General features: G+C 46.8%; 1 protein-coding gene. It reads left to right on the forward strand.

Annotated elements, in window-relative coordinates; genetic code table 11:
- Window positions 1–437 precede the first annotated feature (437 nt).
- Window positions 438–742 (forward strand): hypothetical protein (locus P8X48_09705; protein ID MEJ2107584.1); only part of this gene is annotated, 305 nt, incomplete at its 3' end.

The raw sequence follows: 742 nt of genomic DNA on the forward strand, positions 1-742 counted from the left end.
GCCAAAAATGTTTGCTTTTTTGTTTTTCTGTAATTAGAGTTACGCCTTGACTTGTATGTGCACTGTGCTAGACACAGATTTGCTACATGCAATCGAGAGATGAAACGCAGTTGGGAGCATCGGGTGAAGAAAAACGAAACTGGCGTATCACAACTCTCGACCAGATCCGGTGTTTCGGGTTTGACAAACGTGGAGAAGAAAAACCGTTTTGTACCGATTGCGGGTTTCGACATATAGGACCACGCGGCTGCAGGCGAAAGCCAGGCAAGTCGATCAAAAGCCGAACGGTCGTATTCTCGCTTCTGGACGTCACTCTCGACAGCCAAGAGCCTCATTTTCCCTTTTTTCCGCCGCAATCCAGAATTTAACCCTTTTGGGGCGTGTTGCGCGGTCCCAATTTGCTGAGCAAGTCCTCTAACCACAGAAAGGAGCACGTCATGGCAGTCAAGAAACGCAGTACGAAGAAGAAGACAACGAAGAAAAAGGCGACGAAGAAGAAAGCCGCCAAGAAAAAGGCAACGAAGAAGAAAACCAAGAAGAAGGCCGTGAAGAAGAAGGCCAAGAAGAAGGCCAAGAAGAAAGCCAAGAAGAAAGCCAAGAAGAAGGCTACGAAGAAAAAAGCTAAGAAAAAGGCCAAAAAGAAGGCCAAGAAGAAGGCCAAGAAGAAGACTAAGAAGGAAGCTAAAAAAGAAGAGATCTTATTGACCCGGCACATTGTACTTTCCATTGGTCGCGGCTTGCC

The sequence above is a fragment of the Acidiferrobacteraceae bacterium genome (genome assembly GCA_037388825.1).
Classification (GTDB): domain Bacteria; phylum Pseudomonadota; class Gammaproteobacteria; order Acidiferrobacterales; family JAJDNE01; genus JARRJV01.